At 63.9% G+C, this 23,448-nt stretch carries 25 protein-coding genes and 1 pseudogene; 7 read left to right on the top strand and 19 right to left on the bottom strand.

From position 1 onward, the window contains the following. Nucleotides 1–1,139, top strand: a 1,139-nt coding sequence (locus LD110_RS18845; protein ID WP_225501046.1) for a glycoside hydrolase family 15 protein, incomplete at its 5' end; no start/stop codon positions are given. Between the two features lie 57 nt (nt 1,140–1,196). On the opposite strand, the gene merA is transcribed toward LD110_RS18845, so the two are convergent. From merA to LD110_RS18830, 3 genes are all read right to left on the bottom strand, one after another. Continuing rightward, nucleotides 1,197–2,645: a mercury(II) reductase gene (gene merA, locus LD110_RS18840; protein ID WP_225501044.1), complete on the bottom strand. Its 1,449-nt coding sequence runs from the start codon at nt 2,643–2,645 to the stop codon at nt 1,197–1,199. 467 nt (nt 2,646–3,112) lie between these two features. Next, entirely contained in the window at nt 3,113–3,904 is a 792-nt protein-coding gene (locus LD110_RS18835; protein WP_225501042.1) for a Crp/Fnr family transcriptional regulator, read from the bottom strand. Further along, on the bottom strand, nt 3,901–4,356 hold the full coding sequence (locus LD110_RS18830) for a hypothetical protein (protein ID WP_225501040.1): 456 nt from the start codon (nt 4,354–4,356) through the stop codon (nt 3,901–3,903). Before LD110_RS18830 ends, LD110_RS18835 begins: the two co-directional genes overlap by 4 nt. 392 nt (nt 4,357–4,748) lie before the next feature. On the opposite strand from LD110_RS18830, the gene LD110_RS18825 reads away from it, so the two are divergent. Continuing rightward, nucleotides 4,749–5,117, top strand: a complete 369-nt coding sequence (locus LD110_RS18825; protein WP_225501038.1) for a DUF427 domain-containing protein — start codon at nt 4,749–4,751, stop codon at nt 5,115–5,117. Nucleotides 5,118–5,159: 42 nt separating this feature from the next. Beyond that, the gene (locus tag LD110_RS18820) at nt 5,160–5,291 is read left to right on the top strand and encodes an FAD-dependent oxidoreductase (RefSeq protein ID WP_225501036.1); all 132 of its coding nucleotides are present in this window, start codon (nt 5,160–5,162) and stop codon (nt 5,289–5,291) included. A 259-nt stretch (nt 5,292–5,550) separates the two neighbouring features. Here LD110_RS18820 and LD110_RS18815 read toward each other — a convergent pair whose 3' ends face one another. Both LD110_RS18815 and LD110_RS18810 read right to left on the bottom strand, forming a co-directional pair. Beyond that, complete coding sequence (locus LD110_RS18815) at nt 5,551–6,105, bottom strand: PIN domain-containing protein (RefSeq protein WP_225501034.1); 555 nt, start codon at nt 6,103–6,105, stop codon at nt 5,551–5,553. Between the two features lies 1 nt (nt 6,106). After that, nucleotides 6,107–6,562 (bottom strand): helix-turn-helix domain-containing protein, encoded by a 456-nt coding sequence (locus LD110_RS18810; protein ID WP_225501032.1) that lies wholly within the window; start codon nt 6,560–6,562, stop codon nt 6,107–6,109. A gap of 194 nt (nt 6,563–6,756) precedes the next feature. On the opposite strand from LD110_RS18810, the gene LD110_RS18805 reads away from it, so the two are divergent. Genes LD110_RS18805 through LD110_RS18795 form a run of 3 tightly spaced genes read left to right on the top strand, consistent with a single transcriptional unit; the run spans nt 6,757 to nt 8,163 of the window. After that, nucleotides 6,757–7,437, top strand: a complete 681-nt coding sequence (locus LD110_RS18805) for a helix-turn-helix domain-containing protein (protein WP_225501030.1) — start codon at nt 6,757–6,759, stop codon at nt 7,435–7,437. A 1-nt stretch (nt 7,438) separates the two neighbouring features. Then, nucleotides 7,439–7,879 carry a hypothetical protein gene (locus LD110_RS18800; RefSeq protein WP_225501028.1) on the top strand — a complete coding sequence of 147 codons (441 nt, stop codon included), beginning with the start codon at nt 7,439–7,441 and terminating at the stop codon, nt 7,877–7,879. Beyond that, the gene (locus LD110_RS18795; protein WP_225501026.1) at nt 7,846–8,163 is read left to right on the top strand and encodes a hypothetical protein; all 318 of its coding nucleotides are present in this window, start codon (nt 7,846–7,848) and stop codon (nt 8,161–8,163) included. The genes LD110_RS18800 and LD110_RS18795 overlap by 34 nt, the downstream gene beginning before the upstream one ends. A gap of 1,077 nt (nt 8,164–9,240) precedes the next feature. On the opposite strand, the gene LD110_RS24115 is transcribed toward LD110_RS18795, so the two are convergent. The 5 genes from LD110_RS24115 to LD110_RS24110 all read right to left on the bottom strand — a co-directional run bounded on the left by LD110_RS24115 (nt 9,241) and on the right by LD110_RS24110 (nt 13,205). Next, nucleotides 9,241–9,384: a thermonuclease family protein gene (locus tag LD110_RS24115; RefSeq protein WP_225501058.1), complete on the bottom strand. Its 144-nt coding sequence runs from the start codon at nt 9,382–9,384 to the stop codon at nt 9,241–9,243. 95 nt (nt 9,385–9,479) lie between these two features. Continuing rightward, nucleotides 9,480–10,469 (bottom strand): tyrosine-type recombinase/integrase, encoded by a 990-nt coding sequence (locus tag LD110_RS18785; protein ID WP_225501024.1) that lies wholly within the window; start codon nt 10,467–10,469, stop codon nt 9,480–9,482. Then, complete coding sequence (locus tag LD110_RS18780; RefSeq protein WP_225501022.1) at nt 10,466–11,398, bottom strand: tyrosine-type recombinase/integrase; 933 nt, start codon at nt 11,396–11,398, stop codon at nt 10,466–10,468. Before LD110_RS18780 ends, LD110_RS18785 begins: the two co-directional genes overlap by 4 nt. Beyond that, nucleotides 11,395–12,408 carry a tyrosine-type recombinase/integrase gene (locus LD110_RS18775; RefSeq protein ID WP_225501019.1) on the bottom strand — a complete coding sequence of 338 codons (1,014 nt, stop codon included), beginning with the start codon at nt 12,406–12,408 and terminating at the stop codon, nt 11,395–11,397. Before LD110_RS18775 ends, LD110_RS18780 begins: the two co-directional genes overlap by 4 nt. 230 nt (nt 12,409–12,638) lie before the next feature. Beyond that, nucleotides 12,639–13,205, bottom strand: coding sequence for a thermonuclease family protein (locus tag LD110_RS24110; protein ID WP_225501017.1), 567 nt, complete (start codon nt 13,203–13,205; stop codon nt 12,639–12,641). Between the two features lie 465 nt (nt 13,206–13,670). Here LD110_RS24110 and LD110_RS18765 point away from each other — a divergent pair, with 465 nt between their 5' ends. Then, nucleotides 13,671–14,156, top strand: a complete 486-nt coding sequence (locus LD110_RS18765; protein ID WP_225501015.1) for a hypothetical protein — start codon at nt 13,671–13,673, stop codon at nt 14,154–14,156. A 139-nt stretch (nt 14,157–14,295) separates the two neighbouring features. On the opposite strand, the gene LD110_RS18760 is transcribed toward LD110_RS18765, so the two are convergent. The 9 genes and pseudogenes from LD110_RS18760 to LD110_RS18720 form a co-directional block, all read right to left on the bottom strand. Further along, complete coding sequence (locus LD110_RS18760) at nt 14,296–15,315, bottom strand: sugar phosphate isomerase/epimerase (RefSeq protein ID WP_225501013.1); 1,020 nt, start codon at nt 15,313–15,315, stop codon at nt 14,296–14,298. Then, nucleotides 15,312–16,499, bottom strand: a complete 1,188-nt coding sequence (locus LD110_RS18755; RefSeq protein ID WP_225501011.1) for a Gfo/Idh/MocA family protein — start codon at nt 16,497–16,499, stop codon at nt 15,312–15,314. Before LD110_RS18755 ends, LD110_RS18760 begins: the two co-directional genes overlap by 4 nt. Before the next feature lie 16 nt (nt 16,500–16,515). Then, nucleotides 16,516–16,972, bottom strand: a pseudogene (locus tag LD110_RS18750) (hypothetical protein); the annotation flags it as partial. Nucleotides 16,973–17,069: 97 nt separating this feature from the next. After that, nucleotides 17,070–18,140: a Gfo/Idh/MocA family protein gene (locus LD110_RS18745; RefSeq protein ID WP_225501009.1), complete on the bottom strand. Its 1,071-nt coding sequence runs from the start codon at nt 18,138–18,140 to the stop codon at nt 17,070–17,072. A 235-nt stretch (nt 18,141–18,375) separates the two neighbouring features. Next, nucleotides 18,376–19,218, bottom strand: coding sequence for an ATP-binding cassette domain-containing protein (locus LD110_RS18740; protein ID WP_225501007.1), 843 nt, complete (start codon nt 19,216–19,218; stop codon nt 18,376–18,378). Between the two features lie 3 nt (nt 19,219–19,221). After that, the gene (locus LD110_RS18735; RefSeq protein ID WP_225501005.1) at nt 19,222–20,286 is read right to left on the bottom strand and encodes an ABC transporter permease; all 1,065 of its coding nucleotides are present in this window, start codon (nt 20,284–20,286) and stop codon (nt 19,222–19,224) included. A gap of 99 nt (nt 20,287–20,385) precedes the next feature. Beyond that, nucleotides 20,386–21,426 carry a substrate-binding domain-containing protein gene (locus LD110_RS18730; RefSeq protein ID WP_225501003.1) on the bottom strand — a complete coding sequence of 347 codons (1,041 nt, stop codon included), beginning with the start codon at nt 21,424–21,426 and terminating at the stop codon, nt 20,386–20,388. Between the two features lie 189 nt (nt 21,427–21,615). Continuing rightward, entirely contained in the window at nt 21,616–22,437 is an 822-nt protein-coding gene (locus LD110_RS18725; RefSeq protein WP_225501001.1) for a creatininase family protein, read from the bottom strand. A gap of 2 nt (nt 22,438–22,439) precedes the next feature. Then, nucleotides 22,440–23,423 carry an aldo/keto reductase gene (locus tag LD110_RS18720; RefSeq protein WP_225500998.1) on the bottom strand — a complete coding sequence of 328 codons (984 nt, stop codon included), beginning with the start codon at nt 23,421–23,423 and terminating at the stop codon, nt 22,440–22,442. Nucleotides 23,424–23,448: the final 25 nt, after the last annotated feature.

Raw genomic sequence — 23,448 nt, 5'->3', positions numbered from 1 at the left:
TCTCCGACCTCGTCGCCGCCAGCGGCCGTGTCCTGCAGGCTCTCACCTTCGCCCCCACAGGTGCGATTGTCGCTGCCGCGACCACCTCACTACCCGAAGAGGTCGGGGGGAGCCGGAACTGGGACTATCGCTATACCTGGATCCGGGATGCCAGCATGACGCTGCAGGCGCTGTGGGTTGCCGCCTGTCCCGACGAGGCGGGCAGATTTTTCAGCTTTATGGCCGAAGCCGGCGCCAGCCAGCTCCGCACCGGCGACTTGCAGATCGTGTACGGCATCGGTGGGCAGCGCGACCTGTCCGAACGCGAACTGGGCCACCTTCCGGGATGGGCGGGCAGCGCCCCGGTCCGGGTCGGCAACGCCGCCTGGCGGCAGCGCCAGATCGACGTGTACGGCGAGCTCCTTGGGGCAGCGGCCCGCCTGCCGGAGACCCTCGCGGACCTGGAACCGGAAACACGCCGCTTCCTGGCCGACGTCGCCGATGCGGCCGCAGCCCGCTGGCAGGACGCCGATCAGGGCATCTGGGAAATCCGCGGGGAGCCCCGGCATTTCCTTCACTCAAAGCTCATGTGCTGGGTTGCCCTGGACCGGGCCATCGCCCTGGCCGGCATCCTCCAGGCCGAGGACAGGGTGGAGGATTGGAAGCAGACCCGGGCACTGATCGCTGCCGCGATCCGTGAGAAGGGGTGGAACGAGCAGGTGGGCGCCTACACGCAGGCGTTCGGCGCGGAAGACCTTGACGCTTCGTCCCTGATGCTTTCCATGACCGGGTTTCTGCCCGGTGAGGATCCCCGCATGCTCGCCACCATCGAGGCTGTGCAACGGGACCTGACCGACCGGCGGGGGCTGGTCTACCGGTACCGGGCCGCGGACGGGCTTCCCGGTCAGGAAGGCACGTTCCTGCTGTGCACCTTCTGGCTCGCCCACGCCCTCGCCCTGGCCGGACAGCCCGGGCAGGCACGGGAAGTCTTCGCCCGCGCCGCCGCGTACGCGAGCGACCTTGGCCTGCTGGCTGAGGAAGTCGCCCCCGACAGTGACGAACTGCTCGGCAACTTCCCCCAGGCCTTCAGCCACATCGGCCTGGTCAACGCTGCCTGGGCCATCGCAGAGGCCGAAGCGAAGGACTCGGACACCCTCTAGGCGGACAATGCTGGCGCGCCACGTCCACCTGTACGTCCTCAGGTGCAGCTTGGGGGTTCAGATGGCGCAGCAGGAGAGCCTGGTGACGTCGGTGGTGTAGGACTGGGCGGCGATCCTGATGCCCTCTGCCATGGTCAGGTAGGGGCTCCAGGTGTTGGCGACCTGCTCCACGGTCAGGCCGGCTTCGAGGATGTATACACCGGCTGCGGCGAGGTCGCCGGCGTCCTTGGCGACGGCGGTGATGCCGAGGATGCGCCCGGTGTCCTCGTCGGCGACGATCTTGATGAAGCCGCGGGTGTCCCGGTTCACCAGTGCCCGGGGTACGTATTCGAGGGGAAGGACCCTGCATTGGCAGCGGACGCCCTTGCCGTTGGCTTCCCGGTCGGTCAGCCCGACCGCGGCCAGGGCCGGGGTGGTGAACACGACCCGGGGAAGGTGCCGGTAGTCGACTTCGCGCCCGGCGCCGTTGAAGGCGTTCTCCACGACGAGTGCCCCGTGGGAGGAGGCCACATAGACGAATTCGTGGTGCCCGGTCACGTCCCCGGCGGCCCAGACATGGGGGTTGGAAGTGGCCAGGGTATTGCTGACGAGGACTTCGCCCCGGTCCCCGGTCCTGACCCCGACGGTGTCGAGGTTCAGGCTATCGGTGACGGCACGCCGCCCGGTGGCGACGAGCAGATGCGTGGCACGGAAGACCTGCTCGGCTCCGGCGACGTCGGCGGTGGCTATCACGAGCCCGGTCTCCAAGTCGCGGCGGACCGAGGAGAGGACGGCGCGGCGGACGACGGGGATGCCCTCGTCCGCGAACACGCTTGCCAGGGCCAGGGAGGCCTCGGGCTCCTCGGCCGAGACCAGCCGGGAACGGACCAGCATCGTGACCTTCGCACCGAGACGGGCGAAGAGCTGGGCCTGCTCCAGCGCCACGAAACCGCCGCCGACAACCAGAAGGGACTCGGGAACCTCTTCGAGTTCCATCGCCGTGGCGGAGGTCAGGTAGCCCGTCTCCTCCAAACCCGGCACGGGCGGAACCCACGGGGCCGACCCGGTCGCGATAAGGTAATGCGCAGCGCTGAGTGTCCCGAGTTCCCCGCCGGGGCCGGTGACCTGCAGGACCGGGTCCGCCGGGGTCCCGGCGAACGCCGCGCTGCCCAGGTGCAATTCCCAGCCGTAGTCCGCGATCAGGTCCACGTACTTCTCGGCACGCATGCCCTCGACGAGGGCGCGCTTGCCATCAATGAGCGCCCCCATGTCCACCGGCTCGGCGGAGGTCGAGATCCCGGGGAACCTGCCCGAGGCGTCCAGGGCGACGTGGCGGGCCTCGGCAGCGGCCAAAAGCGCCTTGGACGGCACGCAACCGGTGTTCACGCAGGTCCCGCCCACGGTGGAGCGCTCGACCATCACCACGCTCTTGCCAAGGTTCACGGCCCGGATCGCGGCGGCGAACGCCGCCCCGCCGGAGCCGATGACCGCCAGATCGCAGTCGGTACGGCCTCCGTGGGCACGCATGCTGGGGGCCGATCCTGGGCGTGCTGGATGATTCATGAACGGACCTCCACAGGAAGTTGAAGTAGGGTGCCGGCCGCTGCCGGTTCCGGTGCCCGGTGCTGACAGGATCAGTGTGCACCTTCACCTTTGGGGGAAGGTCAAGGAACCCGGATCACAAGACGGAATACTGGACGAGCTCCTGTCCGTTGAGGACGCCCCGGCGTGCAGGCCTCATCCCTCTTCGTACCGGTACGCTGCGCAGAGGTGCGGGGTCCGGGAGGAAGAGACATGCTGCTCGTTGCGGGCACAGCCCTTGGGACATCCAGGGTGCTGCCCGGGCTGGCCTGCGCACCGCCTGGGTCAACAGGGCCGGGGCATCGTACCCGTCCTGCCTTGCCCGCCCCGAGGTGGCGGTAGCGTCGCTGGCCGAGCTTTCTTCCGCCCTCGCCGGGATGTCCTGATCCGTTGATGCATGGCCAGTTTCCCTCTCACTGGGTGCCCCGGGCTATGGCCCGGAGCTTGACAGGGTTGGTGAGGGTGATCCGGCCCCTGCCCTGGCGGATGAGCCCGCGGTTGGCGAACTCGGAGAGAATTTTGCTGGTGGCCTCGCGGGTGGCGCCCAGGAGCCCGGCGACCTGTTCATGGGTGAGCCGTATCGTCGGGGCGCGCCCGAACCGGGCAGGGGAGGGCCCCTGGGCCAGGCTTAGCAGGGTGGAGGCGACCCGGGCGGGCAGGGACCGCAACGCGAGGTCCGACAGTCGGCCCTCGAGTTCGGCGACCCGCTCGCCCAGCAGCCGGGAGATCCGGATCGCGATGCGCGGGTCGGAGAGCAGGAAATGCTCGACATCGACAACACCGAGCTGGCAGACCATGGAGTCCTCGATGGCCTCGGCGTAGCTGTCGTACATGCGCTGGCCGACCAGGACCATCTCGCCGAACACTGCCCCGGGATCCAGGATCGCCAAGGTCAGGGCCTTGCCGTCCTCGGCGACCCGGAAGACCCGTACCCGCCCGGTCTTGAGGATGAACAGGGCCTTGACGGGCTGGGCCTGGCTGTAGAGCAGCTCGCCGCGGCGGACGAGCTTCGCCGGGGCCATGAGGTCCATCTCGCGAAGCTCCGCCGCGGTGAGGTCGGCGAACAGGTCAACCTCGTTCAGGCACGCGAATGCCCCGCCTTCGGCCAGGAAGGCATCCAGCGGGTCGGTCTCGCGCGCTTCAGGGGACCAGGGTTTGGCCTTGGCGGCCCCGGAGGCCAGCTTGTCGCGGAATTCGTCGTTCAAGCGTGTGCCCTCCGAAACGTCCAGACGGCGACCAGGGCGACGACGAGCCCGTAGAGCAGGTGCCCCACCAGGGACATCATGACGGTGACGTTGAACCCGAACACCGGCATGCCCAGCATCAACGGCATCACCAGCAGCGGCCCTATCACCCACAGGATCACTCCGTAGACCAGTCCGGGGATGCTGCCGCGGCCGTAGGAGTGCAGGAAGCGGGAGAAGAACAGGGTCAGGACCAGGCCGTAGGCGACGGAGATGACCAGGTGGACCCCGACTCCGATCCACGGCGAGTTCGAGCCCACCAGTCCGGCGATCATGGTGAACATGCCCATCATGGCCATGAGAATGCCGAAAACAATGCCTCCGGCCAGACCCCCGAGCACCCCGGCTAGTGCCCGCCGTGCCCAGGGCGAAGAGACTGTGCCCGCGTGCGGGGCGGATGCTGAAGCTGACATGGCGACTGCCCTTTCTCTTGGTGGATCTTCTGACAGCCTTGACGCTACGCCCGCCCGCCCCGGCGTTCTGTGAACCAGCGCACACAACCGGACAAGGCGCGCCCATTTCAGTGCGCAGGATCCCGCCGGCTCCGCGGCTATAGCCCAGTCCCCGGTGACGACCCGGACGCTCCCCGAATGCGACACCTCCCACCCCACGGCCGCCTCGCTGGCGCAACGGCCGTGGCCAGATCCGTGCCGACACCCCGGCCGGGCCATGCCGGCCGTAAGGCTGGCACGGGCTCGTTGCCAGACCATCACGCACCAGCCCTGGGCTCTGCAATGCAGATCACAGACGGGCATCAACCGTGGGGCTACTTTAGTTGTAGAGGGGACGAGGAAAGGCAGGCGAGATGATGTCCGCGCCACGCAAGACCTATCAGGCGATCTGGAACGGGGCCGTTCTGGCCGAATCCGACCGGACTGTCCAGGTCGAAGGGAACCAGTACTTCCCGCCGGAGTCGATCAACCCCGAGTACTTCCGCCCAAGCGACCAGACGACAGTGTGCTACTGGAAGGGCACCGCGAGCTACTACACCCTCGAGGTGGACGGCAGGACCAACCGCGACGCGGCCTGGTTCTACCCGCACCCCAGCGCGGCCGCCCGCCACATCAAAGACCGCATCGCCTTCTGGAAGGGCGTGCGCGTCGTCGAGGCGGGCAAATCCGAACCCGAGACCGGGGTCACGGCCAGGGGCCTGTTGTCCCAAATCCTGGATTGAGCCAGCGACCAATCGGAGAGCGCGCGAGGGAAGTGCTGAGAATTGGAAGAGCCCGCAGACGTCCTTGTCATCGGAATGGGACCCGGCGGGCAGGCCGCTGCGGCGCAGCTGGCCAGGGCGGGGCTGTCCGTGGTCGGGATCGAGAAGAACCTGGCATGGGGCCCACCAAAATGATGGTCCGCGCCGCCGAATACCTCGCCGAGGCACGCCGGATCCCATCCCGTGCCGGAACCGCCCAAGCCACAGCAGACTTCGCGCGACTGTTGCCGAAAGGATCCGTTGCGAGGCCATCGACAACTGGGACGACACGGTCGCCGTCGAACGCCTGAGAAGGCAGGCGGACGCCAGCGATGGTGCGTTCCGAGATGAGTTCGCGTTCGATTCGGCGAGTGCGTCGAACATTCCGAGACGAGCTTCCCGAAATGTTCTCCGTTTATCTGCGTAGAGCGGCGGCGATTTGAGGCATTCCCTCTGCATCGAGCCGGTCCAGTACGTCGTCTACGTCAAGTGGCGGGTTTCTGTAGGCCTCGGACATGTTTCGTACCGCGACGTGCAGTTCCACCGCATCCAGGTGGAACTGATCCATGAGGAAGTCATCGGGATGTTTGGCCTCCAGGCCCCAGGGGGTGAGCATCTCCGGCGGGAAGTGTTTGAGGTTGTTTGTGACGATCACCTGGGCTTGAACTTTCAGGGCGGCGGCCATGACGTGGGCGTCCCCTGGGTCTGGGAGGTCTGTGAACACCTGCTCAAGTGGCTGGTAGTCACTGACGATGCAGTCGGGTACGGCCGCGCACATCAGTTCCCGCGTTCGGTCTAGTTTGGACGGGTCCAGGTCTGGCCGGTTTTCCTTCAGGTTTCGGAAGGTCTCATCGAGTATGGCCTCGGTCCAGCGCGCTCGGACCAGTCCGGCTTGCGCGACTCGTATCAGGAGATCCCGGAGCATGCTTGGGTACAGGACGTTGGCATCGTAAATGACGGTGAAAACCACTCTAGATAAGCCCCATGTCCTGTCCCAGTGCTGAGAGTTCGTCCGCCGCATCCTTCTGGGCGACTGAGGTCCGGCGTTTGTAGTCGTAGAGGGATTCGGCGAGGACTCGCCTGTGCGCTCCCACCTTCCGGTATTTGATCTGCTGGGATTCGAGAAGTCCCACCAAATGGGGGCGCGATACGTTCAAGATGTCGGCTGCCTGCTGGGTGGTCAGTTCCGCGCTCATGGGAACTACCGTGACCCCCTGGCCGGCCGCCATCTTCCCAAGGATTCTCATCATCAGGTCTGCGGCTGCGCGGGGCATCTCGAGCTGGCCTCCGTCGGTAACCTTCATTTCCACCGGTTGCTGGGGGTCGGTGTGTGCCTCAACCGCGCGGCGGAGCGTCTTGAGCGCTTCCCGGGCCAGTTCGGAATCGTTTCCGTGGGGGTAGGCCGGGGTTGGCGTGTGAGTGGGCATTGTTCTGTCTCATCTCCCCGTTGTCGGCTGTGTATCTACAACGTATCTCACAATCGCAATAAACGAAACAACAGTGTCGTCGCTAGAGAGGCTTGGATGGCTGCTTGTTTCCATCGGGAAGCAGGCTGTTGGGGTTGATCAGTCTTAACCTAATCGGGGTTACATTAGTATTCCGACATCGGTACACTAATGAAATGCTTATAAGTGTGAAGGATGCCGCTGGCAGGCTCGGCGTCTCCGAACGGAGAGTCCGGGCGATGATTGAGGATGGTGGGATCCGCGGGCAGAAGGTCGGTGGACGCTGGCTGGTCGAGGCCGGTGACGCCGCCTTCCGGGTAAAGGCCCTGCCGATCAAACCGTTGTCCGAGCGCGCGAGCTGGCTGCTTATTGACTCCCTTTCGGACAGGTCCATGCAGGCTGAGCCTGTCGAGAGGCATCGGCTGAAAGACAGACTAGGCCGGTTGTTCCTCTCGGAGGACCCTGTACCTCTGCTGAAGGCTTGGCTGCGACGGCGGGCCCGACGGGTCGAGATGCATATCAACCCGGCCGACCTGGCCGACTTTCGCAACGACCGCCGTATCATGCTCTCCGGGGTATCCCACCCCGACTCGGGGCTGCTCGCAGGTAACGAGGCTGAGGCGTATGTCAGCGATTCCGCGGCTGCCGCCGTGATGAACGACTTCCTGCTCGTCGAACCGCAACCGGACAGTCCCGCAAACGTCGTGCTGCATATCTATGACCGGGACATCGGCCTGGACTTTAGCGAAGTCCCCAGGCTTGCCCTGGCCGCAGACCTCGCGGAACGTGCCGGCGTCCGCGAACTGGCCGCCGCCCGGAGTCTAGCCAGGAGGGCAATTGCCGATTCAACTCCCTGAAATGCCCGAGCCCCAGCAACAGGCCTGGGAAGCGCTGTTCGAAATCCACTCCGCCCAACCCGCGGGGTGGGTGCTCGTCGGCGGACAAGCCGTTTACCTGCACTGTATCGAGCGCTCTGGCACAGCCAACCGGGCAACCGACGACGCGGATGCGGCCCTGGACATCAGGTCCTACCCCGGGATGCTCTACGAGTTTACCGGCACGCTCGGCACCCTGGGCTTCGAGCCGGCGGGGGAGTCGATGGAAGGCCACCAGCACCGATGGGTCCGCGGCAAAGCCAAGATCGACGTCCTCATCCCGCGCTTTCTGGGCGTTCACGGCGGCACGACCGATCGCCGCCCCCGGATCCCAGCAGGCCATCGACAGAGCCGAGACCGTCGACGTCGTCGCCGGCACAGCCTCGGGGAATGGTCAACAGGACTACCCTTCTGGGCGGCATAGTCGGCAAGGCCGCCGCGCTCGAGATTATTGAGGACCCCGACCGCGAACGGCACATGACCGATTTCCTCAGCCTCGCCGCTATCAGCCGGGCCTCGGACTTCAGGGGCCAGGAGCTCGTATCGCTGGACTGCGACAGGATCGCCAACATGCTCGGCAGGCTCATCCACCGTCCCGGGCTCGTAGAGGGTGTCCCGGGATCCGAGGCGGGACTGGAGCGCCTTCGCCTCGTCCTGAAGAATGCCAGGCAAAGGGCCGCGACAGGAGCCTCCCCCAGCCACGCATAACCCCATTCCTGTCGTGGGAAGTGCTTAGTCCCCCGCTCGATGGGCGCTGTTTAGGGTCCGCGAGCACCGGTATCCGGAATTCGAAAAGGCTCATGAGCCTTCAGGGAGGAAGATCCTCAACAGGCACCGGAATCCGGTGTGTCACGCCATTTGGCTGGTCGCGGGGATAGGCAGGCAATTGGATCACATGGTGCAAATCGCCCTATCGGGCCGATCTCCAGTGCGGCTGTCCCTAGGCTGCGCCCCGGTCCAGCACCTTGTGCCTGGCAGCCCTGAGGGGAATTGGGCACGATAGAGCTGCCGCGCCCCCGGGGTGGGGAGCGCGGCAGCTGTTCGGAGTTGTTCGTAATCTGTCGGAACGGGTGTGTTGACACTGTCAACAGATTTGGCGTCGGACTGGGTCGTATATCTGCCGGACTGGGCCGGATTGCGTATGTTTTCCGGAGTTCCCTTTGTTTCCAAGGGCGAAATTCAGGTTCGAGTCCCACCTTGGGCACACGTTTTCCCTTAGGCTGGGGGCGGTTTTTGGGCCTCTAGCCTTGTGGACACTGTCCACACCCTTGCCAGCGTGTTGCTGACGGTGTGTCAGTCGCGGGAATGTTCAGTTGTGGTTGGCCGTTGGCGTGGCCGGCGCTTCCCTTCTCTTGGCTGGGGGAAGTTTTGGCTTCTCATTTGTTCATGGTCTGGTGCAGCCGGAGCGACATGACCACGGTCGCGGGGGGAGCGGGGTTGTGCGCTGCTGGCTGAGTGTTTGCGTGCTCTACATGTTCATGGGCGCTTTCTTGGGACTCCTGCATGACCCTGACCAAGATTTTCTGGAACTTTTTTGTGGTTGGTTCCCCTGCCCGGGGGCGAGTTCCTCGGTCGGATCTTCAGTGAGTGGTCGGTCGTGGGACCTGATGTGGGGGAGCGCAGGCTCCGCGGCTCTGGACTTTCGTTGCACGCCCTTTCATTGCCGGCCGAGTGGATGGCTACATGACGATTTCGTCGCCCGGCGTCAGTGAATCGGTAAGTATCACCGGGCCATTTGAGGAAGCAGCAGGTAGTCGACGTGACGGCTTCCCTCGTGGCCTGATGTCAATTCGTGTTGCCTGCGCAGGTGGCGGGGTTCCAGAGTCCTCGCTGGGCGGTGCGGGCCGTGTTTTCGGCGTCGCGGAAGGCGTCCCGGTATTTGTAGGGAACGGTGTAGGTGTATTCGTGGGCGTAGCCCTCGGTGACCAGTTTTTGGTTGATCTATGCCGAGCCCGCGACTATGCCGAGGTTGCCGCCGACCCGGGCGGGCGTGTGGAGTTTCGCTCGGTTGCGGCTCGGCATAGTTACAGGCTCTCGAGGAACGCGAGGACCTTGTCGCTCGGGTGGTATCGGCCAGGTCGCGCCGATGTTGGTGTAGTGAGGGCGAGGGCTTTCTCCTTGATGGTGATGTCGGCGTGGACGTAGGCGTCGGTGGACCGGACGCCGGCGTGGCCGAGCCAGAGTGCGATCACTGACGTGTCGACGCCGGCTTGGAGTAGTGACATGGCGCAGCTGTGACGGAAAACGTGGGGGTGGATCCGTTTGCCGGACAGGGAGGGACAGCGCTGCGCCGCGGTCCTCGCGTGAGTGCTGACCCGCAGCTCGACAGCATCGCGGCTGAGGCGCCGTCCGGTGCGGGTCGGGAACAATGGGTCGTTCGGGAGTCCGGCTCGTTCAGCCAGCCAGAACTTTAGCAACGCCTCGACGGGCCCGGTGAGAGGAACGGCGCGTTGCTTGCGCCCTTTACCTTCGCATCGGACGTTCGCGCCGGCACCCAACGTGATATCGCGGCAGTTCAGCCCCGTGAGTTCCGAAACCCGCAGGCCTGTCTGGATGGCCAGCAGCATCAAGGTCTTGTCGCGCCGCCCTTCCCATCTGGACTGGTCCGGGGCCGCGAGGAGGGCGTCGATCTCTGGTGCGGTCAGGAACGTGACGATGCGTTTGTCGAAACGCTTCGGCGGGATAGCCAGCACGCGCTGGATTAACAACGCATGCTCGGGATGACGCAATGCCGCGTAGGAGAACAACGACCGGATTGCCGTGAGGCGCACGTTACGAGTCCTGATGCTGTTGTGCCGCTCGACCTCCAGATGATTGAGGAATGCTGAGATCATCGTGGCATCCAGATCGTCCCAGTCGAGCTGGGAAGGCAGCTTGGAGGTCTGTTCGTGGATGAACTCCAGGAGCAGCTTCAAAGCGTCCCGGTAAGCTGCGATGGTGCGTGGGCTGACCTGGCGCTGTTGGGCGAGCCGGTCGCTGAAGAACATCTGCAGTGTCGGTGCGATCAGCGTCATGAGCGCACCGCCTCCCAGTCCATGCCTTGCCGGGCCGCGGCCAAGGCCAGCAATTCCGGTGCTGCCGAGAGATACCAGTAGGTGGATGCCGGCTCGCGGTGGCCGAGGTAGGTCGACAGCGATGGAAGCTTCGCCTGCACGTCCTCGCCGGCCCGATACCAACTGAGCAGGGTGCGGACAGCGAAAGAATGACGCAGGTCATGAAGCCTTGGTGCCGAAGGTGCCCCGTTCGCGATACCTGCGGCATCGACCAGTTGCCGGAACGTCTGATAGACGACGGCGTAGCAGAGACGTTTGTGCGTCCTGGACACGAAGAAGCTTGGCTCCTTCGGTCGCGATTCGAGCTCGTCGCGGAGTTCAGCGTGCCGGGCCAGCGCCTGCATGGTCGTGCCGTGAAGCGGAACTAGACGGGATTTGCCGAACTTGGACTCGCGGATCAGCAGCACGCCCTCGGACCAGTCCACATCGCTGCGGTCCAGCTTGATGGCCTCGCCTATCCGCAGACCGCTCGCCGCGAGCAGCCCGATCAGGGTTTCGTAGGTCGCGGCCCGCAGCGGCGGAGTGATCGAGAGACGGGCCTGGCCCATCAGCGCCTCGATATCAGCTGTGGAGTAGATGAATGGTCGGCGCCATCGCCGCCCGTACGGCATCAGACCGAACGGCGGAATCTCCGTGTCGGGGTAGATGCCGGCCAAGTAGCGGGCAAATCCACGGGCTGCCATCAACCGCCGCGAACCCACGCTTGTTACTTTTCCCGCGGACGATTGCTGCGCCCATGCCAGTGCCGCTTCGGTCGTCACCGTGGACGCTCCGAGGGCATCCAGATAGACAACGAATCCCGGGAGCAGCCACCGGGCCTCTGCCAGCTCATGTCCCAGCGATCGACGCAGTTGCAGGTAGTCCGTGAGATCCTGTCCCAATGCGCTCATCGCACTGTCCCCGGCCAGGGCTGGGCAACCTGGCGCAGCGCGCCCAGATCAACCTTGGCGTAGAGAGCGGTGGTGGCCAGATCCTGGTGGCGAAGGACCTGGCTGATCGCCATCAAGCCGGCACCCTTGCGGAGCAGTTCACCAGCCAGGGCATGCCTGAGCCGGTGCGGTCCGACAGTGGGTAGGCCGGCGCGTTTGCATGCCCGCTCGACAACATCACCGACCAGGTCGGCACGGATGGGCCCGCGGGGAGCCCGGCAGGTCAGGAACACCTGAATGGCATCTGCAGGGTTCCGACCATACGACAGATAAGCCACCAATGCTTCGCCGACCTCGGCCGGCAACGGCAACCGGTCTTGCCGGCGCGCCTTGCCACGGATCACGAGTTCACCGGCCCGCCAATCCACGTCGCGCAGTTCCAGACGAGCGACCTCGATAGACCGCAATCCCAGTCGCGAGACGAGCATCATCATCGCGAAGTCCCGGAGACCCACCACGGTGCTGCGATCGACACTGTCGAGTAACAGCTGCACATCCGCTGTGGACATCGCCGGTGGCGGCAGGGTAGCCAAACGCCATCCACCCACCGCGGGCACTGACGTCCCCAGGCTCAATTCCGTGATGTCTTGCAGGTGGAGAAAACGCAGGATCGAGCGCAGCTCGGCCACCCGGCCTTTCGCAGCCCCCGCCGAGACCCGGGCGCATTCCCGCAGCAGGAACGCATTGACATCCGCTCCGGTCAAAGCCTCTGGCGCGAAAACGCCGTCAGATGAGCACTGCTCCTGAAAGAAGCGCCGTGCCGTGTTCACATAACGCAGTACCGTGGTTGCGGCCAGGCCCCGCTCCTGGACCAACCACGATCGATATCGAACCAGCAACGAACCCGATGGCGTTGCTACCGGCACGGTTTCCGGGACGAGGCCCCTCTGGCGCAGATAGCTCAACAGCGGCACCATCGCGCGAGGACCGGGCACCTTCTCCCGCCGCTCATTCGCCTCGCGGACAGGCAAGCTGCCATCCGTTCCTCGTTCAGATTCTCTGTCTTGAGCTCCTCAACAGACAGCCAAAGCCCGACCTGGCCCAAATACGTCAGCATGTTCCGGATCGTGCCCGGCGTGTAACCGCGTTCGGCCAACCACGCCCGATAACCCTCGACTTCAGGCCCCAGCTGACCGGCTTTCCTTCTCGTCCCCGACACCGCACTTCGCCTCCTTCATGGAAGCAACCATTGCTCCCATGATCAGGCTCCTCCCACAGGAACTATGCCGATACGCGAAGGCTCATCCTGCCGATGAAAGACCAAGCAACACCGACGTCTACTGACGGCTCCTGAGTGCCTCGGCATAGTCGCGGGCTCGGCATAGATCAACCTATGCCGATATCCGCATAGGTTGATGAGTTCGGTGTCGTTGAGCCAGACGTAGGCGAGGGGGCGTCCGTAGCGGTCGCGTCGGGCTTGGGTGGGGTCGTATTCGAGCCAGACCTGGGTGCCGTCCAGGAGTTCGTGGGCGCGGCGGGATGCTTCTTGTCCGAAGCATTGGACGGGTTTGCGTGGATCGGTGACCTCGGGGGTGTCGATGCCGATGAGCCGGACGGGCGTGGATTTGCCGTTGATGGTGACCCGGATGGTGTCCCCGTCGGTAACTGAGGTTATCGGGAAGGGTCTTCCGCACTTGATGGGCGGGAGACTCTGGGTCCGTTCTCGTGAGCTGCGGTTGGTGCCGGGGCAGTCCGGCCGTGGTCCATCCGGCAAGGACGATGCTGAAGAGAAGGGCTGGCGGGGCGGCCCTAAGCGCCTCGTACCCATCGCCACAAGAGCCCTGACGTGATCGGATTCGCCTGCTCCTGCCGGATACATCTGCGCTCGACGGTCGCGAGAATTCGGTATCGCGTGTTCTTGCTGACGCTGTAGGCGCCGCTGAATCCACTATTCGAGCGCTGGGGACATCCTGACAGTGCGGGCACATAGGGGCGTTGGTACTTTCATCTGGCCCTATTGCACACATCAAAGAAGAGAGTAATATAGATCGTGACATATGGATCGATCCATAGAAACCTTATAGATCGAACCATATACATCAAGTCAGAAGAGCAGTCAGATGAACAGTTCGGATCTTTGGGTGCGGGGCCAAGCGGCCAACTTGACCCCGCCCATGGGCCTGGGGCGTTGTGTCGTCTCAACGGCCGCCCATCATTCAGCCGCTGGCGCCATTGCTGTGGCGGCATCGGATTATCTACATGGGCTCCGCCCATCCAAAACAGGAGGCCGGCGATGAAGCGCCGCCACATGGTCGCAGACTCCGGACTGCTTCGTATGAACGAGCACTGCAGCAGAATAGACGAACCATCTCGTCGGACAACTATTGCTCAGCAGCGTCCACCGGTTACCAGCCCCGAGAAGCAGATGATGGCCGCGCTCGTGGACGCGTCTTCACGAGCGTGTGCCCGCGATGTTGCAGATGCACAGGCGGCAGGACAGCTTGCACGAGCCTATCGAAACGGCCCCGCGCATGTGATTGCCCAGCTGGTCGACGCTGGCGAGACGAGCTGGGCGGGAGCCTTCTTTCAGCTGTTTGTCGACTCCCTGCATACCGCTGAACAGCTTGTTGGGCTTGAATCGATCAGGTCGGAGACTGCCCTCGTTGCCATTTCTGAGCATGTCGTCGAACAGACGGCGGACGTCGAAGCGTGGCAGGGGGTCTTGTACAGCCTCGAGGCGGAAGACTTCCCGGGCTGGCCGGACACGTATGCCTGCTAATGGCTACGCTTGGCCTTTCAGGCACGCCCGCCTAGGTCGTTCTCATTCCGTGGTTCAACGCCCGATGTTAGTGGCTGCGAGGCCTTGATGAATGGAAGCCCGGTGGGCGATACCCATCGGGCTTCCATTTTGGTTGCCGTTACTTTGTTGGATCCAAGGAAGCCGTCAGGGCTGCGTCGGCGGCGCGTAGAACCTTGGCTGCAACCTGCAGGCCCTCGATGCGCCCGAGCGAAACGTCCTCGTGCTCGATGTTGACCAGCATTCCCGGGTCCACCTCGTGGAGGGCGCGAAGGAACTCGGTCCAGTACGCGGTGTCGTGGCCGCGGCCCAGCGCCACGAAGTCCCAGGCGGAATTCTTGGGCCATTCGTTGGCCCACTCGTCCCCACCGAGGTTGGTGCGGTTCTCTTCAGGCGAGAGGCGGCGGAAGCTGTTGTCCAGGACGCCATACAGTGCCGCGTTGTCCTTGTTGACCCGCACGTCCTTGGCGGCCGCTTGGAAGACTAGGGACCCGAGTTCGCGGACAACGGCCACGGGATCCATCTGCTGCCAGAACAGGTGGGATGCGTCCAGCTCAACGCCGACGTGTGTGGCACCGGTGAGCTCGATGAGCTTGTAGACGTCAGCGGTGTTGAAAACGATGTTCTGCGGGTGCAGCTCCAGGGCGACCTTGACGCCATGGTCTGCGGCAAGCCGGTCGGTTTCGCGCCAGAAGTCCGCCGCGATGCCCCACTGGTAGTCCAGCACATCCAGTGCCGCGGAGTTCCACGCGTTGACCACCCAGTTGGTGACCGTGGCACCCGGCTCCCCGCCCGGCAGCCCGGACATGGTGACAACGCGGTCCTGTCCCAGGCGATGCGCCAGGCGGATCGAACGGCGGATGTCTTCGGCGTGCTTTTCTCCGATCTCGGCCTTGGGGTGCAGCGGGTTGCCGTTGCAGTTCAGGCCAGCGATGGATACGCCCGTGCCTTCGAAGATCGCCAGGTAGTCGTCGCGGGCCGCGTCGCTTTCCAGGATTTGGTCCAGAGTGGGGACGTGGACCGCCGGGAGGAAGCCGCCGGTGTTAATCTCGATACCCGTCAGGCCAAGGTCTGCGATGACCTTGAGTGCCTCGGGCAGGGGACGGTCGTGCAGGATGGCGTTGTAGACACCGAGCTTCACAGCGTGACCTTCCTTCCATTGTTGAGCGCGGATTCGGTGACGGCGGCCAGGACCTCCATGTTGTGCACGCCCTCGTCGAAGGTGGCGCAACGCGGCAACGAGTCCTCCTCACTGATGCCGGCCACTTCTTCAAGGAAGGCGCGGGCTTGGTAAAGGAATGCCTCGTTCTGGCCAAAGCCGACGCTCGGGGCGTCCATGGGAAGGCCGCCTGCAATGTATGGGTGGTCCGGGCCGAGGATGACTTGGCGGTAGCCGTTCTGCGCGTACGGACCTTCAGAGAGGAACAGCCCGATCTCGGCAGGACGGCGCTGGTCGAAGTAGGCGGCACCGTTCTCGCAGAACACCTCGAAGGTCAGCGAGTTGGCGTGGCCTGCTGCGACGCGGGAGACCTCGATGCTGCCGACGCACTGCTCGAATTCCACGGAGAAGGATGCGAAGTCGTCGTTCTCCACTGGTTCGAAGGTGTCGCTGACGGCGGCATGGTCGTGCCCCATGACTGCGCCCAGCGGAAGCGGACGCTTGGCGATGGCTGTGGAGAGCTGGCCCCCGGATACGGCGCCGATCTGGCCGCAGAGAAATTCGCCGATGTAGGTCATGTGGCTTCCGACGTCGGCGAGGGCACCGGAGCCGGGGCCGCCCTTGTAGCGCCAGCTCATCGGCGCGCCTGGGCTGCAGGCGTAATCGGTCCAGTAGCGGCCGCTGAAGTGGAGCGGCCTGCCGAGCGCGCCGTCCTGGATGAGCTGGCGGATCGCTGCGATGCCTGGAGCTCGGCGGTAGGTGAAGCCGATGCGGGCCAGATTTCCTTTGGCCTCAGCGGTGTGAGCGGCATCTGCCATGGCGCGTGCGTCGGCCAGGCTATCGGATAGTGGCTTCTCGCACAGGACGTGCTTGCCGGCGGCCAGGAGACCCTCGACGACGTCACGGTGCAGCGAGTTTGCAATGACGACGCTCACGACGTCGATGTCATCCGCTTCCGCGATGGCTTGCCAGGTGCTGTCGTGCCGCTCGTAGCCGAAGCGCCGGGCGGCGAGTGAGCCGAATTCGGCGTTCACGTCGCCAATGGAAACGAGTCGCACCGCGGGAAGTATGGGGCTGTACAGGGTGGATGCTGTGCGGTAGGCCGCAGCGTGGGCCTTGCCGGCCATTCCTGCGCCGATGACGGCGACTCCGAGGCTTTTAGCCATCAATTTCTCCTTCGAAATTTTGTCCAACGATTAGGACCAGTTCAGAGTGGTGTAAGGCCTCCTCCAGTGTGACCGTGCCCAGTCGGGGAGGTTCTTCGTCCCGATGCTTCTGGCGAACAGTTGGTACACGAACGCTGTCTCTTTGGCGTTCCGCCCGCGGTGTAGAGGATGCACTTGTCTGGCGATTTACTGTTTATGTGCTCCGCGATTAAGGCAACGGCATCTGCCGAACTAGTCGGGGAACGGTGCGTTTCTCGAGATCGGATCCGCACCGGTTCGGTGATGCGGGCCCCCGGCCTCCCAGCCAAAACTCGATCCTGCCCTCCAGATCCACAATCGAGTGCCCCGCCCAGAATTCGGGAGTGACTGTCAGGACGGTGCTTTCCTCAGCGATTGCCCGCGCCGTTTTCGCTGAACTCAGCCGGCTTCCGCGTGCCGGCGATGGACTCAGGCCAGGCGCACCCAGGACAATCGACGATGTCAGTCTGGTCTGGCTTCTAAGCAATCACTGGTTCGTCTCCTTTTCGCTCAGTGCAGTAGCGTCGGGCTCATCGATCTCTTGCCTTCGTTTCAGCGACGGGTCCGCAATAATGACAGATCCGAGGTGCCGGGGAGGCCGATCCCGCTCTGTCGGCGGAGTTCGTCGGCCACACTCAAAGCGAGGACGCTGGATCGAAGCGGCCATTCCTCGGTCTCGAGGCGACCGCCTACTATTGCCCGCGCAACGGCCGCCGCCTGGAAATGGAGTCCGTCGACGTGCGTACCGAGAGCTGCCTCCCAGCGATGCACGCCGCCATCGGACGTCCGCACAGTGAGCCCCCCAGGCAGGTGGAAAGACCCATCCAGGGTCAGGGTAGCGTCAGTCCCTACGATGCTGAAGTTCGACGGCGTGAAGCCAAGCATCGTCGTTGTCAACGTGGCCTGCGCTCCGCCGGGGAATCCGAGCAGGGCCGATAGCTGGCTGTGGACTCCCGTCGGGAGAGGGGAGCTGAGGGACAGGATGCGCTCGGGCTGGCCCAGCAGGTCCGTGGTTAGTGCCAGGAGGTAGATGCCCATGTCCAGAAGGGGACCTCCGGCGAGCTCTGGGCTGTGGGCCCGATGGGATGGCGGAAGGTATTGGCCCATATCGCCGAGGACGGCAGTCAGTTTACCCAGGCGACCTCCGTGGACGAGCTGGCGGACTACGTCATATGAGGGAAGGAACGCTGTCCACATGGCTTCGGCAGCAAACAGCCCTCGGGAGTGCGCAGTTTCGGCAATCTGCCTGGCTTCGGCGGAGTTGATGCCTATCGGCTTTTCGACCAAGACGTGTTTTCCGGCATCGAGGGCCGCAAGGGCCACTTCGAGGTGGGCTGTGTGGGGCGTTGCAACGTAGACAACGTCGACCTCGGAATCTGCGGCCAGGTCGGCGTACGAACCGTGGCATCTCAGGCCGTGGGAGGCGCCGAACAGCTCAGCACGTTTAAGCGAGCGTGATCCCACGGCAGTTACGCGCTGGCAGCCGTGCAATGAGAGTGACTCGGCGAACCTTTTACCGATCCACCCGGGCCCAGCGATGCCCCAACGGAGGCTCGGTGCTGCGCTGGCATCGGCCACCCGAGGTGCTGGGAATTCAAAGGGGCCGCCGCGATCGGTGGTCATGTGAGTCCTTTCAGGCTTCGGTTACGTTCTGCGTGCCGGGTCTTGATCTCGGAGTAAGTGGTGAACAACTTGACTCGGTTCGGCCCAGTCGTTGGCAATCAAGAATCCGGATCCTTTGGGCATCACCGCCCTCTAGGGCGCGCCTTCAATAAGTCGACTGGGCTTGCAGGGGCGGGGCTATCGAGGCATGGCCGGGTACCGCAGCCAACGGGCTGCGGTACCCGGTTGCCGCGGACTACTTCTGGTGGAGCATCTTCTCGAGTTCCTCGGGATCCGGGGCGTGACCGTCGTGGGCGGATTCGTAAGCTGCGATTTCGGCCTCGAGCTCGGCCATGGCCTCGCCGCCGGCCATGAGGTCGGTGATCTCTTCGCGAGTGCGCTCGCCCTTGCGGAAGTCGGCCGCCAACGCCCCGTGGATCAGGACGGCGAAGTGGTCCCCGACCTTCATCGCATGCGTCACATTGTGCGTGACAAGGATGACGGCCAGGCCTTTTTGCCGTGCCTGCATGATGATACGCAGGACATGGGTGGCCTCTTTGACCCCGAGCGCCGCGGTCGGCTCATCGAGGATGAGCAGTTTCGCACCGAAGTAGACGGCCCGGCCAATGGCGAGGGCCTGGCGTTCTCCGCCTGAGAGGCCGCCGACGAGCCGGTTGCCGTCCGTGATGCGGGTGATGCCCAGGCCCTGCATCTCGCGTACGGCCACTTCGCCGGCGAACTTGTGGTCGAAACGGTGGAACGGACCCCAGCCCTTGACGGGTTCGGCCCCGACGAAGAACGAGCGGCCGATGCTCATCAAGGGGAAGGTGCCGCCGAACTGGTGCACTGTGGCGATTCCGCGGTCACTGGCATCGCGGGGGCTTCGGAACCGGACCGGCTCGCCTTCGACTTCCATCGATCCGCTGGTGGGTTCGTGGAATCCTGAAAGCACCTTGATGAGCGTGGACTTGCCGGCGCCGTTGTCACCGAGGAGGCAGAGGACCTCGCCGGGCTTCACTTCGAGGGAGATGTCGGTGAGGACTTGGGTGGAGCCGAACGACTTGTTGATATCTTTCAGCTTGAGAAATGGAACTGACATGGTTCAGGCCTTCTTCTTGGGTGTAGCGGAGGATAGTGCCATCTTCCTGAAAGTGTTGTTCATCAGTACCGCCACAAGCAGCAGGACACCGAGAATGAGCGCGGCCCAGTCGGAGTTCCAGCCGGTGTAGTAGATGCCTTGGCTGACGATGGCGAAGGTAAGCGTGCCCAAGACGACGCCGACCACGGATCCGTAGCCGCCGGTGAGCAGGACGCCGCCGACGACGACGGCGATGATCGAGTTGAAGACGAAGGCCTGGCCGTTGGCGACCTGGGCTCCGTTGTAGAGGATAGTCTGGATGACGCCGATGAGTGCTGCTCCGAGGCCCGATCCCATGAAGAGGCCGATCTTCACCTTCTGGACGGGGATGCCAGTTGCACGGGCGCTGATGGTGTCACCGCCCACGGCGAGGATCCAGTTCCCGTAGCGCGAGATGTGCAGGAGCCAGCCGACGATTACGATGACTGCGATCCACCAGAAGATTGCGACCTCGAACTGGTCCGCGACAAGGGTGCCGAAGAGGCTCTTGGCCCATGACTCCGGCTGGACGCCGACGCTGGTGGTGCCGGTGATGACACGTGAAAATCCGAGTGTTGCGCCGGCCAGGCCGAAGTTTGTTGCCAGGGTGACGACGAAGGACGGGACCTTGGTGCGCGTAGCGAGGAGGCCGTTGATGAATCCGGTGAGGAGCCCCAGCATGAGGGCGGCCAGGATGCCGACGGCTGTGGGGGCGCCCCAGTAGCCGGAGACGATGGCTAACGTCATCGAGCTCGAGGCGATAATTGAGCCGACTGAGAGGTCAAGCTCGCCGGCGATCATCAGCAGCCCGACCGGGATTGCGACAATACCCAGTTCTGCTGCGACGTTAAGCCAGCTGGCCGATCCGCCAGGGGAGAGGAACTGTTCTCCGCCGAACATGCCGAAGAACACAAAGACTGCCAGCGTCCCAATGAGGGCCCCTGACTCAGGACGACGGATGAGTGTGGCGACCGAGTTAGCCGACGCCGGTGTTGTCCGCGGGGGGTTCGCGGAGACCTCGGGCGAGCCGGGAGCCGTTTTCACTGCCATGATTCTTAAACCACCTTCGATAGCACAGACTCTGCGACTGTGCCTGCGTGTAATAGGTCGGGAGCCGGGCTCTGTGCTTCCAGAGCCCGGCTCGTCGTTTTAGCGGACGCCGGATGCGGCGCCTGTGAGGGCCTGGTCGACGTTGCTGGAGTCGACAAGTGCGGGTCCGGTGAGGAGCGGACGTTGCGGCAGCTCGAGCCCGTAGCGCACATAGGCGTTTGCCATGGAAACGGCCAGGTAGCCCTGCATGTACGGCTGCTGGTCGATCGCGAAGAGCAGGGTTCCGTCCTTGACCCGCTTCAGTGCGATGTCGTCGGTGTCAAAGGTGGCGAGCTTGATCTTGCTGCCTGCCTGCTGGATGGCGCTCACGGCACTGTCGGAGTCGACGGTGCCGATGGTGACGACGCCGTCGATGGTCTTGTCGTTGAGCACGGCTGCCTTGATGGCCTGTGCCACGGCAGTTTTGTTGCCGAACTGGGAGGAGGGCAACGGCAGCTGCTTCGCGGAGCCGCCGTTGGCCTTGATTCCATCGGCGAGGCCGCTGCAGCGGTCCTCGGTGTTGGTTGCACCGGGGAGGGTGTTGACACAGAGGACGTTCTTCAGGCCCTTCTTGCCGAGGTAAGTACCTCCGGCAAGGCCGGCATTGTGCTCGGCGGTTCCGATGAAGTTGACAGCTCCGGCCTTGTCAGCCGCTTCGAGTCCGCCGGCGTTGTATATAAACAGCGGAACTTTCTTGTCAACGACCCGCTTGAGGGCCGCGTCCTGCGCATCGGGTACCCAGTCCGGGGCGACGACGGCCGTCGCGCCCTGGCTCAGTGTCGAGTCGATGAGTTTGGCGGCGTCCGGGCCGAGGTTGTCGTAGTTCTGCGGGCCGAGGAAGGTTACCGAGCCGCCCTGTGCGGAGACGACCTTGCCGGCGTCATCGACTCCGCGCTTCACCTTTGACCAGAAGGGGTCATCGGACTTGCCGCCGATGACGAAAATCTTCACGTTGCCACTGGCGGGGGCGCCCCCGCCAGTGGCGGTTCCCGACGATTGGCCGCCGGGGCCGCATGCGCTGACTGCCAGCACAGTTACGGCCGCCGCGGCGGTCATAGCGCGGCGCCCCCAAGCGATTCGAGCGGTCGACTTCGTTGTCATTACTGCGTTCCCTTTCTAGGAGGCTGGATCTGCCCGGAGCCGGGCGGTCCGCTGACAGGCAGTACTTGTGGCCTATATCACAAGCAAACAGCATGTCTCTTACTGCTGTCAATGCTTTGTCCTAACATTCTTATGTCAGGACATACTGACATATGGATTTATTGCTTTGTTTACCGGGTTTCGCGGAAGCTAGGCTTCGCGGGCGAGGTCTGGGTTGCGCTCGGAGAGGGTGCGCCATTCGCCCCGGCGGGCGAGGATGCTCTGCCAAATCTCGTCCGTCTCCTCGATACCCAGTGGGTCTATTGCATCTTCAAACGGCAGGGAATCGCGGATGAGACGCTCAAGTTGCTCGAGACTGTGCTCCAGGATCTCGCGGCCGTATCCCGCCGTTGCTTCGGAAGCGTCTTCCCCCTGGGCAAATCGGCCCAGCGGGCTTGTGCTGATGTCTCCTGCGCGGTCGAGGTCGACGAGATCAGGCCTGATGAAGAGCAGCTGGGATATCTCGTACTTGCCTGCGTGATCGCCGTGGAAGGCAACCCTGGCCAGTTCCGGGTCGCTCACGGTCACAATGCGGATCGGCCTGAGCGTCATAAGTTCTTCGGCAACGATTCGCAGGTCCGCCTGATTGCCGTGGTGCCCGGTGAGGAGTACGGCGCCCCGGAAGCCTGCATTGACGAACGCCCGCAGCTGGAAGAGGAGCATCCGAAGAAGCACGTCGGGCGGGACGCTGCCAAGATTCGGGTTGGTATCGCCGATTACTTCCTTGAGCCATGGCCTGTGGTATCCGGTCTCGTGAATCTGGTAGCCCTGCGTGGGTGCTACGATTCCGCCGAAACGACTGGCTGCCTGTTCGCATAGCCACACAGCTTTGAAGGTGTCGAGGCCGAATGCTGCAATATGGCCGTGGGGTTCGCACAGGCCAAGCGGCAGGTATACAAGGGGCATTTGATCCTGGCGTGCCCTAAATTCGCGGGGGAGGAGTTCTTCCCACCGGACAGTTCTTGAATCCATGTCTAGTCCCAGTGCGTCGCGTTGTTGAAGTTCTTAATGAACCGGTGGCGGGTCCGAAGCAGGTCGAAGACATCTTCGGGGAGGTCCGGGGCATCGATGGCCTGGATGTTGGCTTCCGCGAATTCCGGGATATGCATGCTGGTCAGGGCAGTCGTGATGCCCTCGGGCTGGGATGCGAATTTAAGCGCCATGGCCGCGAGGGAGCCGGCGTAGCGGGGAACGAACTCCCGCAGGGCTTCTACCTTCTCCAGATACACCGAGCGCGGCACCGTGTCGTCGAAGTAGCCGTGTCGGTAGTCCCCCTTAGGGAACTCTGTCGAAGCGGTGACTGCCCCCGTGAGACCGCCTTCGTCGAGCACGCACCGGGCGATAACCGCGACACCCCGCTGCGCGGCCAGCGGAACCAGAGCATCAAGGGCCAGCGGGTCGAAGATGTTCACGATGGTCTGGACGGTGTCGATCAGTCCGCTGCCGACAAGTCCGAGAGCCAGGTCGGAGCGGTGATCCGGGATGGAGACCCCAACATGCCGGGCGATACCTTCCGCCTTTAGCTGCTGCAGCTCATCCATCCAGTAGCCCTCCATGCCCCATGTGGGCCACCACAGGTGCAACTGAAGGACGTCAAGCCTATCCAGGCCGAGTTCCTTCAGCGATCGTTCTGCGCTTGCGCGGACTTGCCCACGTGGGAATACGGTCTCGACGTCGACTGGCATGCCCCACCGGCGCCGCGCACCGAGCGACTCCACTTTGGTGGCTACGATCGGCGGTTTGCCTCTCCAACTGCGCAGCGCCCGCCCGATGACCGCTTCCGATTCCCCGTAAGCGCGGGCGGTGTCGATGAAGTTCACTCCGTGGTCCAGCGCGTAGTGCAGTGCGCGCACAGATTCTCGTTCATCCTGATTCCCGAACCACCCGGCAAAACCCATGGCCCCAAAGCCTGCTTTGCCTACCTTCTGCCCGGCAAGCTCAATGTCTGAATATTGCATCTATATGCCCAATCGTTGGTCGGAT

Source organism: Arthrobacter sp. M4, assembly GCF_020251205.1.
Lineage (GTDB): Bacteria > Actinomycetota > Actinomycetes > Actinomycetales > Micrococcaceae > Arthrobacter.
This window is presented reverse-complemented; position numbering and strand designations above follow the sequence as displayed.

Coding starts and splice junctions, on each gene's coding strand:
- merA (WP_225501044.1), bottom strand. CDS start 2,645: ATGCGTGCCCACGGAGGCCGTACCGACTGCGATCTGGCGGTCATCGGC.
- LD110_RS18830 (WP_225501040.1), bottom strand. CDS start 4,356: ATGTCAGCTTCAGCATCCGCCCCGCACGCGGGCACAGTCTCTTCGCCC.
- LD110_RS18825 (WP_225501038.1), top strand. CDS start 4,749: ATGATGTCCGCGCCACGCAAGACCTATCAGGCGATCTGGAACGGGGCC.
- LD110_RS18810 (WP_225501032.1), bottom strand. CDS start 6,562: ATGCCCACTCACACGCCAACCCCGGCCTACCCCCACGGAAACGATTCC.
- LD110_RS18805 (WP_225501030.1), top strand. CDS start 6,757: ATGCTTATAAGTGTGAAGGATGCCGCTGGCAGGCTCGGCGTCTCCGAA.
- LD110_RS18800 (WP_225501028.1), top strand. CDS start 7,439: ATGCCCGAGCCCCAGCAACAGGCCTGGGAAGCGCTGTTCGAAATCCAC.
- LD110_RS18795 (WP_225501026.1), top strand. CDS start 7,846: ATGGTCAACAGGACTACCCTTCTGGGCGGCATAGTCGGCAAGGCCGCC.
- LD110_RS18785 (WP_225501024.1), bottom strand. CDS start 10,469: ATGACGCTGATCGCACCGACACTGCAGATGTTCTTCAGCGACCGGCTC.
- LD110_RS18780 (WP_225501022.1), bottom strand. CDS start 11,398: ATGAGCGCATTGGGACAGGATCTCACGGACTACCTGCAACTGCGTCGA.
- LD110_RS24110 (WP_225501017.1), bottom strand. CDS start 13,205: ATGGGTACGAGGCGCTTAGGGCCGCCCCGCCAGCCCTTCTCTTCAGCA.
- LD110_RS18765 (WP_225501015.1), top strand. CDS start 13,671: ATGAAGCGCCGCCACATGGTCGCAGACTCCGGACTGCTTCGTATGAAC.
- LD110_RS18755 (WP_225501011.1), bottom strand. CDS start 16,499: ATGGCTAAAAGCCTCGGAGTCGCCGTCATCGGCGCAGGAATGGCCGGC.
- LD110_RS18745 (WP_225501009.1), bottom strand. CDS start 18,140: ATGACCACCGATCGCGGCGGCCCCTTTGAATTCCCAGCACCTCGGGTG.
- LD110_RS18740 (WP_225501007.1), bottom strand. CDS start 19,218: ATGTCAGTTCCATTTCTCAAGCTGAAAGATATCAACAAGTCGTTCGGC.
- LD110_RS18735 (WP_225501005.1), bottom strand. CDS start 20,286: ATGGCAGTGAAAACGGCTCCCGGCTCGCCCGAGGTCTCCGCGAACCCC.
- LD110_RS18730 (WP_225501003.1), bottom strand. CDS start 21,426: ATGACAACGAAGTCGACCGCTCGAATCGCTTGGGGGCGCCGCGCTATG.
- LD110_RS18725 (WP_225501001.1), bottom strand. CDS start 22,437: ATGGATTCAAGAACTGTCCGGTGGGAAGAACTCCTCCCCCGCGAATTT.
- LD110_RS18720 (WP_225500998.1), bottom strand. CDS start 23,423: ATGCAATATTCAGACATTGAGCTTGCCGGGCAGAAGGTAGGCAAAGCA.